Raw genomic sequence first — 2,862 nt, 5'->3', positions numbered from 1 at the left:
AGGAAGCGGGCCAGCGCCATCCGCGCCTCGGTCGGTGCGGTGCGGTCGCCCAACTGCCCCTCGGCCGCCGCCGCCGCGAGCAGTGCATTGTAGCGAGGCAGGAAGCCGCCCTCGCCTGTCCGACCCCAGTCGGAGTGGATCAGCGCCGGCATGGAGGCCGGTTCCGGCGCTCCCAGACTTGCAGGCGCGCGCGCCTTGGCGGCCCAGGTGGGTGATAGCGAAAGGCCCTCGGCGCGGGTCATTGTGACCAGTTCGCCGTCCCGCTGAACGTTCAGGTCGTCGACACGCGGCTCGATGGCCAGCCCTTGAATCGAGGGCAGCAAAGCCAGTTCCACGAACTCCCTGCGGATAGGAAGGCCCTTGGGGGGTCCGAGCGCGGTGACCACCTTCAGCGTGTCGCCCACCACCGGATCCGGCAGGTTGATCACACGGGTCGCGCCGGCCACCGGCGCGCGCAGCGTCGCCGTCCCGGCCGCCGCGTCGCGAGCCACCCGTACGATACTGGGCTGAGGCTGGCCGCCCGGACCTACCGCCACGGTCCAGGTCGCGCCTTGCGAGACCACGAACACCGGCGCATCGGGCACGACGTCGATCCGCACCGCCGCGTGGTCGGCGCCTGTGATGGCCTGAGCCCCGCGCACCGAGGCCACGCCGCGTGGCGTTTTGGAGACATCCAGCTTGGCGGGAGCGTCGAACACCACCCACACCGCATCGCCTCGCCGAAACACCGCTGCGCCCGCCGGATTGGCGAAGGCGAACGAGTATTGCACCTGCCCGCCTGCGATCTTCGACTGGACCGGCACCCGCCCGCCCGGCGGCAAGGGATCGGGGCGCTCCGGCTCGGCTTCCGCCACCTCGACGGCAGGCGTCGCCGGCTCAGGAGCGGCCGGCGCCTCGGCTTCGGACTCCGCCTTGTCGGCCTCGAAGACGTTGACATAGGTCGCGCCGTCCGCCCGGCCGATGCGGGCATCGGCATCCTCTGCGAGGGTCAGCACCAGTTCCAGGCGGGCGCCGACGGTGCGCCGCTCGACCTTCTCGATCCAGCGCGGCGGCGATGTGCGCAGGCGCGCGACGTCGGGGTTGGCGCCCGCGGCGAAGGTCAGAGTGATCGTGCGGCCATCCCGCCGGGTCGTCACCGGCCCGCCGATCTCCACCCGCCAGAAGGTGGCCGCCGTCGCCACGCGCACGTCCGGACCCGCGGCGCGCACCTGCGGCGGCGCGGACTGCGCCTGTACCCCAGCCGGCGCCGCCAGGCTTACGATGCAGGCGGCGGCGACGCCCGAACGCAGGGCCCGCTTTAGGCTCATGAACGTCAGCCCGCCTTAGCCGGCGGCGTCGCAGGCGCGGCCGCCTGTTTCGCCGGGGGCTTGGCCGGCGCCGTCGTCGGCGCGGGCGCAGGACCTGCTGCGGCGCTGGCCTTAGCCGCCGCGGCCTGCGCCTCCGCGAACCGACGCGCCAGGGACTCGGTCAGTTTCTTGGCTTCCTGCGGCGGCATCTGAGCCAGCATCGCGGATAGCGCGCGCTCCTTCATCTTGGCGGCGATCGGAATGCGAACGCTGTCGTCCAGCGCCACCATGCGCGGCGCGGCGTCCTTGGCCTTCATGCCCTCGAACACCTTCACCAGACGGTCGATCTCGGCCTGCTGCTTGGCATCAGTCTGCTTCAACAGGCCCTGAACATCAGCCTTCAAGCTATTGAGAGATTTTATCTTTGCGTCCAGCTTAGCTTCGGCTGCGGCCATCAAGGCCAGCTGGGAGCTCAGCTCGTTCTCCCGCGCATCGATCTGGCCCCGCCGCGCGCCAAGGCTCTGCAACACCTGCAGTTCCGCGGGCGACAGCCCCGCCTGCTTGGCCAGTTCCGCAGCCGTCGGCGCACAAACCGCGCGCGGCGCTGTCGTCCCGGGCGCGGGAGCCTTGGCCGCAGCATCCGTCGCCTTGTCCCCAGCCGCTGGGGCCGCTTCGCTGACCGGCTTGGGATCCTTGGCCGCCTTGGTTTCGGGTTGCGCGGCTCCTTCCGCAAAGGCGCGCGCACCGGTCAGCAACTCCGGCAGGTCCTGGGCGCCTGACAAAGCGTTGACGGCCAGCACCCCGCCGACCGCCACGCCGAGCAACGGTAGAATACGCGGTACGGACTTCATCGGCGTGCGCTCATCGGACGATCCAACTCCAGCGCGTCCTCGAACAGGTCATCATCCGGGGTGATCGCAAATCGGCGCGGAGCCGGCCGCGATTGCGGTTCGACCGCCTCGGGTGGATCCAGCGGCGTAAACGCCGGCCTCTGCGGCTCCGCCGCGGCGTCGAGACGCCCACGCGCGAGGGCCAACAGGGCAGCCAGCCGCTGACTCGTCACGTCCTCCCGCGCGGGCGGGCTCACCGGTGGAAGGCCCCGGCCCTCAAAACTCCGCTCCGCAGCACGCGGACGCTCGGGCGCGGCGGCGGTCAGTCCCTCCAGTCGGTTCGCCAGCGCGCGACCTTTCTCTATGCGATCGGAGAGTATGTCGCTCGCCTCGTCGGTCGCCGCGCGCAGATCGGCCAGCCCCTGCTCGGCTCGCTGGGCGGCGTGATTCAGTTCCTGAACCGCCGCCTCGAACCCGTCCTGGCTTTCCCGCAGGGCTTTCAGTCGCCCGTTCAGCCGCAACCCCACCGCAAGCGCCGCCAACAGCAGCACAGCCAGGAGGCCGTTCAGACCCAGTGCGATCAAACTCATGACGTCCTCTGCACGGCTTGCCGCGCGTTGGGAGACAGCGGGGCCTCCACGCGAACGGCGATGTGGTGGTTGCGGCGGCCCATCCGGCCCCGGGTCAGCGCGATGGCCCCCGCGCGAAGCTCGATCAGGCTATCCGGCGTCGCGTTCAGCATCAGC

At 71.0% G+C, this 2,862-nt stretch carries 3 protein-coding genes and 1 pseudogene; all 4 read right to left on the bottom strand.

What is annotated here, in order from left to right; all coding sequences use genetic code 11:
- Positions 1-1,307, bottom strand: a pseudogene (locus tag ACIQ3R_RS17095) (endoglucanase); the annotation flags it as partial.
- A gap of 5 nt (positions 1,308-1,312) precedes the next feature.
- On the bottom strand, positions 1,313-2,137 hold the full coding sequence (locus ACIQ3R_RS17090) for a MotE family protein (protein WP_397420051.1): 825 nt from the start codon (positions 2,135-2,137) through the stop codon (positions 1,313-1,315).
- Positions 2,134-2,706, bottom strand: a complete 573-nt coding sequence (locus tag ACIQ3R_RS17085; protein WP_397420050.1) for a DUF6468 domain-containing protein — start codon at positions 2,704-2,706, stop codon at positions 2,134-2,136. The genes ACIQ3R_RS17090 and ACIQ3R_RS17085 overlap by 4 nt, the downstream gene beginning before the upstream one ends.
- On the bottom strand, positions 2,703-2,862 hold a 160-nt coding region (locus ACIQ3R_RS17080; protein ID WP_397420052.1), incomplete at its 5' end, for a FliM/FliN family flagellar motor switch protein. The genes ACIQ3R_RS17080 and ACIQ3R_RS17085, both read right to left, overlap by 4 nt.

This window comes from Phenylobacterium sp. (genome assembly GCF_044371015.1).
Lineage (GTDB): Bacteria > Pseudomonadota > Alphaproteobacteria > Caulobacterales > Caulobacteraceae > Phenylobacterium.
The sequence above is the reverse complement of the archived record's forward strand: the minus strand, read 5'-3'. Positions and strand labels throughout refer to the sequence as shown.

Coding starts and splice junctions, on each gene's coding strand:
- ACIQ3R_RS17090 (WP_397420051.1), bottom strand. CDS start 2,137: ATGAAGTCCGTACCGCGTATTCTACCGTTGCTCGGCGTGGCGGTCGGC.
- ACIQ3R_RS17085 (WP_397420050.1), bottom strand. CDS start 2,706: ATGAGTTTGATCGCACTGGGTCTGAACGGCCTCCTGGCTGTGCTGCTG.